General features: G+C 42.1%; 9 protein-coding genes. 5 read left to right on the forward strand and 4 right to left on the reverse strand.

Features of this window, described 5'->3' with window-relative positions:
- Positions 1–289 (forward strand): hypothetical protein (locus tag B5F07_RS22005; protein WP_242972632.1); only part of this gene is annotated, 289 nt, incomplete at its 5' end.
- A gap of 59 nt (positions 290–348) precedes the next feature.
- Here B5F07_RS22005 and B5F07_RS22010 read toward each other — a convergent pair.
- The 3 genes from B5F07_RS22010 to B5F07_RS22020 all read right to left on the reverse strand — a co-directional run bounded on the left by B5F07_RS22010 (position 349) and on the right by B5F07_RS22020 (position 1600).
- On the reverse strand, positions 349–540 hold the full coding sequence (locus tag B5F07_RS22010; RefSeq protein WP_054353191.1) for a hypothetical protein: 192 nt from the start codon (positions 538–540) through the stop codon (positions 349–351).
- Positions 541–607: 67 nt separating this feature from the next.
- On the reverse strand, positions 608–1180 hold the full coding sequence (locus B5F07_RS22015; RefSeq protein ID WP_087163312.1) for an Imm26 family immunity protein: 573 nt from the start codon (positions 1178–1180) through the stop codon (positions 608–610).
- A gap of 45 nt (positions 1181–1225) precedes the next feature.
- Positions 1226–1600 (reverse strand): DUF3795 domain-containing protein, encoded by a 375-nt coding sequence (locus B5F07_RS22020; RefSeq protein WP_087163313.1) that lies wholly within the window; start codon positions 1598–1600, stop codon positions 1226–1228.
- Between the two features lie 165 nt (positions 1601–1765).
- Between B5F07_RS22020 and B5F07_RS22025 the strand changes: the two genes are divergently transcribed.
- Entirely contained in the window at positions 1766–2698 is a 933-nt protein-coding gene (locus B5F07_RS22025; RefSeq protein ID WP_087163314.1) for a ParM/StbA family protein, read from the forward strand.
- 5 nt (positions 2699–2703) lie between these two features.
- Positions 2704–3105, forward strand: a complete 402-nt coding sequence (locus B5F07_RS22030) for a hypothetical protein (protein ID WP_140398079.1) — start codon at positions 2704–2706, stop codon at positions 3103–3105.
- Positions 3106–3236: 131 nt separating this feature from the next.
- Here the strand turns inward: B5F07_RS22030 and B5F07_RS22035 are convergent, their stop codons facing one another.
- Positions 3237–3539 carry a helix-turn-helix transcriptional regulator gene (locus B5F07_RS22035; RefSeq protein WP_242971308.1) on the reverse strand — a complete coding sequence of 101 codons (303 nt, stop codon included), beginning with the start codon at positions 3537–3539 and terminating at the stop codon, positions 3237–3239.
- A 453-nt stretch (positions 3540–3992) separates the two neighbouring features.
- Between B5F07_RS22035 and B5F07_RS22040 the strand changes: the two genes are divergently transcribed.
- Positions 3993–4445 carry a sigma-70 family RNA polymerase sigma factor gene (locus tag B5F07_RS22040; RefSeq protein ID WP_087163316.1) on the forward strand — a complete coding sequence of 151 codons (453 nt, stop codon included), beginning with the start codon at positions 3993–3995 and terminating at the stop codon, positions 4443–4445.
- The gene (locus B5F07_RS22045; protein WP_015573110.1) at positions 4435–4623 is read left to right on the forward strand and encodes a helix-turn-helix domain-containing protein; all 189 of its coding nucleotides are present in this window, start codon (positions 4435–4437) and stop codon (positions 4621–4623) included. The genes B5F07_RS22040 and B5F07_RS22045 overlap by 11 nt, the downstream gene beginning before the upstream one ends.
- Positions 4624–4940 lie beyond the last annotated feature (317 nt).

Consider the following 4940-nt stretch of genomic DNA (forward strand, 5'->3'; position numbering starts at 1 on the left):
CTTACCTTACGATGTAAAAATCTGCTTACCAGAGTATGAAAAAAACTCCTTACCATACGATGTAAAAAACATCTTACCTAACAATGTAAAAAAGTGGTTGACATTTGCAGGAAAAGGAATTGTGACAACCGGGGGAGGTACTTACAGGATCGGATTTATCAACATGGATGGTCAGGAAGATGAGACCGAACTCGATGCTTACAACATGACGGAATTGGAAGAATTATACAGGGATTTTTGTAAAGAGAATGGATTTAGACAGAATACCGTCATTTATGTGGAGCGGTAAATGAAGCGCAGGTGCCGGGAAACCGGCGCCTGCCTTGATAGAGAAAAATTAGGATTGTTCTATTTCTTCAAATTTTCTATAAACCCGGAGATAGCGGATATAAGCCAACCCAAGCCAATAATAATTAACGCAATTTTCCACCCAATACCATTATCAAAAACAAAGATAAATGTATATAGAGCGAATAAACTAACAGGAATAGCAATTCCATATAACACCAAATGAAACTTCCTCTTTTTTTCTTTATCCATTTATTCTCACCTCATTAACTTCCAATTCGACAACTTAGGATTTGTCTATTTAGCTTTTATTGTTTGGTTATATGATTTTTCTTATAATCAATTCCTGTGTAATTTGGTAAGCAATTCCGGTTATTGTGACTACGCCAGAGCAACCTAATAATTCTGGCTCACAATTAAGAACATTTCCATACTCATCTACAAACTTTCCTTTTCCAATTCGATAAAAACCATAATTATTAACATTCATTATTCCATCAAATCGTCCGATATTATAAAAATAACCTCTTGTCCAATATTCCTTGCCTACTATTTGAGGGGGAATAAGCAAATCTTTCTCTTTTATTCCTCTTTGAACACAGTCCTGTATTTCAACTTCATTATGAAAAATCATTATTACTAATAAATCATCTCCGTTAATATTGTTGATGTGCGTATTTACAACTATACCATAAAAGCAAATATTATCTTTCGGATTTAGTTGAAATATATCTCCAACCGAAGGATAAATTCGTTTTCTTTTTATAATATGCAGTTGGTAATCTGAATTTTCAAAAGTATCTAATTTCTTTTTTATATCATTTGGTTGATTTGCGTATCTTTCTTTCCAACGATTAGCAAGAATGTTATTGTTAAAATCGTCTATATTCATATAAAGCCCTCACAAATTCCAATTTTCCACTCTACAACTTAGGATTTATCGTACTCCCGTCAAGATAAAATTCATTAACTGGTCTACATCATCGAAATCATCATAATCTCCATTTATACCTTCTTGATGATACACAACTCCATTTTTCTCATTTCTTTCTAAACAGTCCAAGAGCTTTTCTTCTCCATACTTTTTAGCAAATAAGGTAAAGGTGTATGGTTTAATTTTGCTCAATAATCCTTTCTTGCATTTTTCTTCACACTCATAACAATGTGTCAGTCCTTTTGCAATCGAACATTTTTTATTCTCACAAATATCATTATCTGGACAACCGTTAGACCCACAGCCATTACAATCAGCTTTCTCTGTGCATAAACAACATGCAAGACCACATCTGGCAATTCCTAATTCTCGTTTCATGTGATACCTCCAAATTCCAATTTGTTGCTGTATTCATTCTACCAAAGACACTTCTCAAATGCTATCCTAAATAAAAAATCTCAATAATTTTCTTTCCAGAGTTGCTATCTACATATCTCCTACGTATGAAATAAGTAGAAAACAATATAAGGAGAGTGACGCATTATGATAAAAAAATTGACTATCCCCGTGGATCACGGGAACCGGAACATGAAGACCCCCCATTTTCTTTTCACCACGGGGCTCTCTTCCACAGACCGTAAGCCTGCGGGACGGGAGGATTTCCTTCAGACTGACGGGAAGTATTATGTTTTGAGCGGAAAGCGGATCCCGTATCAGAGGGACAAGACTCAGGATGAACGCTTTTCCATCCTGACGAGATTTGCTATTGCGAAGGAACTGGAGCGTACCGGTCAGGTAACGGATGAAGACGTGGTGCAGGTGTCACTGCCGATTGGTGTGCCACCCAAGCATTACGCAGAACTGGCGGAGCGGTATCGGGAGTATTTCCTGGGAGATGGAAAGGTGCAGGATCTGGTGTATAACGGAAGAACCTACCATACCTGCATCCGGGACGTAGCTGTATATCCCCAGGCGTATGCCGCTATGATGACCGAGGGAGAAAAAATCCGGCAGATTCCCAAGGCAGTAGGGATTGACATTGGCGGATTTACATCGGATTTTCTGCTGATGCGTAGTGGAAGCCCATGTCTAGACTATTGCGATTCCATGGAAAAGGGTGTCATCACCATGTATAACGATATCATTTCCAGTGTCAACGGGGATCACGATATGCTGCTGGAGGAAACTGACATTGACAGTATCCTGGAAGGCAAGACGGAATATTATCCGGAAATGGTGGTACATACCGTGGAAGAAATGGCCCGGAATTTTGTGACTGACCTGCTCAGCAGTGTCCGAGAACGTGGCATTGACACCAAATCCACCTATACCATATTCATCGGAGGCGGAGCTATCTTACTTCGGCGGTTTCTGGAAAGCTCCAGCCGTCTGATCAAGTATCAGTTTATTGATGATATTTTTGCAAATGCGAAAGGGTACGGCATCCTGTACCGCAGTTCTATAGCAGGGAAGTGATGATCGTGGGAAAGAAAAATCCATATGTATTTACGATAGGATTTGATAAGAAAAATCCGGAGCATTTGGAAGTCGTGGAGATCCTGAACGGTACGGAGAAAAAGGCGGCTCTGATTGCGGAAGCGATCCTGCAGTATACAGGGAAGAAGTCTGGAGGAGATATGGGTGTTTCCCAGGAAAGCATCCAGGCGATGGTGCGTCTTTTGGTACGGCAGGAAATGGAGCGAATTGCTGTCCAGGCTCCTGCTACAGACGCTGGAACTTCAACCAGCCAGCAGATACAGCTGGAGGTAGAAAAGCAGCCAGCAGAGGTCGTGATTGAGGATTTAAACGAGGAAGGGCCTCCGATTGATGAAAGAACGATGCAGGATATTGCGGATGCCATGGCAGCATTTAGAAATATGTGATACAGATCTTTGGGGAGAACTTGCAGTAGTTCTCCCTCTTTTTTACCGTTTTTTCAGAATTTCCATAGAAAATCCATAGAACTTCTATAAAGATTTCCGAGAAGTGTATCTTACAATGGCAGAAGAGGTGGTTATGTGGGGTTCTCTGTCCGGGTATGTAGTCCTTTCAAGAGGCCTCGCAGCGTTTGCAGCACAATTACCTGCTCTTCTTCTGAGCAAGACTCCAATTCTACCAGGATCTGCTGCATCGTCGTACTGCCGCTATTGTTCTTACGGTCTTTGATTACCGCGTCAATAGAAATGTTCAGATAGGACGCCAGGGAGCAGAGACTGTCAAAACGAGGGTTCGCCTTATAAGTTTCGATATCTGAAATTGTACGAAGGGATACGTGGGACCGTTCCGCAAGCGTATTCTGCGATAAATCCAAATTCATTCTGGCTTCTCTTACAGCATCCCCCAATCGTTGTCTATACATCCAATCACCTCATTTCCTGCATATATTTTACCGCAGACAAGCAGTATATGAAATGCGCTATCATGCGTGTTTGAAGGCGATATAACGCATACATAGAGGGGGAATCTACGGAAGATAAGGTGTGAACAGCCGGATGGATCAGACGCTATCTGAAACAATTTCAAAAAAATCCTGCTTCTTTTTGCAGGTGAAGAAACTCTTTTACACGCAGTATATGTGTTGGTTCCGACCACATATACTGCGTGTTCTCATGTAAAGTTAAATCCGCCGGATAGGATCGGGCTGCCTTTGGCAGCTTTCGGTCTTATTTTTTTGCCGTGGGAACGGAACGAAAGACTGCCAGGGTGCCGCTCGCCGCCGGCCTTCTGAATTTCTTTGAAACTACAGATGAAATTCAGGAGGAATCAATATATGAATGAAAAACATACCTATACAGGAGATCGGACAAAGAACCATTTTACGGCATACTTACTGGAATTTATCAAAGGGCGCAGGAGCAGTTACCTGGACAAAAAGATCCGGACGGAGAAGGACTCCTTCTTGATGGAGGAAATTGCGGAGATTGAAGAACGGATCACATTTGAAGAAATGAGGGAGAACCAGGAGCGGGAAGAGATTCTGCTCAAAGAGGCTGCAGGTGAGTTCCCGGAGTGGAACGAACTCTCGGATGAAAAACTTGTGAAATCGCTGCTGATGCTCAATGAGAAAGAACGGGAGCTGATCTATCTTCACGTATTTGAGGAGCGCTCATTTAAAAAGATTGGCGAGATGACCGGGATGACAGCAGAGCGATGCAAGGATGCGTACTTCTATGCAATCCGTAAAATACGCAAAAGATTGGGGGATAAAAAGAATGAGCTTTGATGAATTATTATACCGGGCAAAAGCTGGGGACATGGATGCGAAGGCAGAAATCTTTGCAATGTACAGGCCGCTGTTGATTAAGTATTCATTGGTGAACAGAAGATTTGATGAAGATCTGTACCAGGAGCTGGCAGTGGAACTGATGAAGTGCATCCGGTATTTCCGGGATGTGGAGTAATTAAGAAGGGACCGAGCGGCGAAAGCTGCCCGGTCTTCGATAAGGATACTATTGTGGATTATGTGGTAGAAATATGATAATAAGGCAATACTTTGTATTCTGCCATAGTTTCTATATTTAATTTATCTGCCGGACGACGGCAAAAGAAAAAAAGCCGTCGTGCAGCAGCTCTTTTCCCATGCCTGATTACATTACGGCGGCTTTGACAAAATCAAGGCCGCCGTTCTCTATGCCCTCATACGGAATGACGCCCTGACGCTGGCGGGATCGGCGGCCCACGGAGGGAGCCGCCATGAAGCAAAGAGCGTTTCGACAAA

The sequence above is a fragment of the Lachnoclostridium sp. An169 genome, from assembly GCF_002160525.1.
Classification (GTDB): Bacteria; Bacillota; Clostridia; order Lachnospirales; family Lachnospiraceae; genus Mediterraneibacter; species Mediterraneibacter cottocaccae.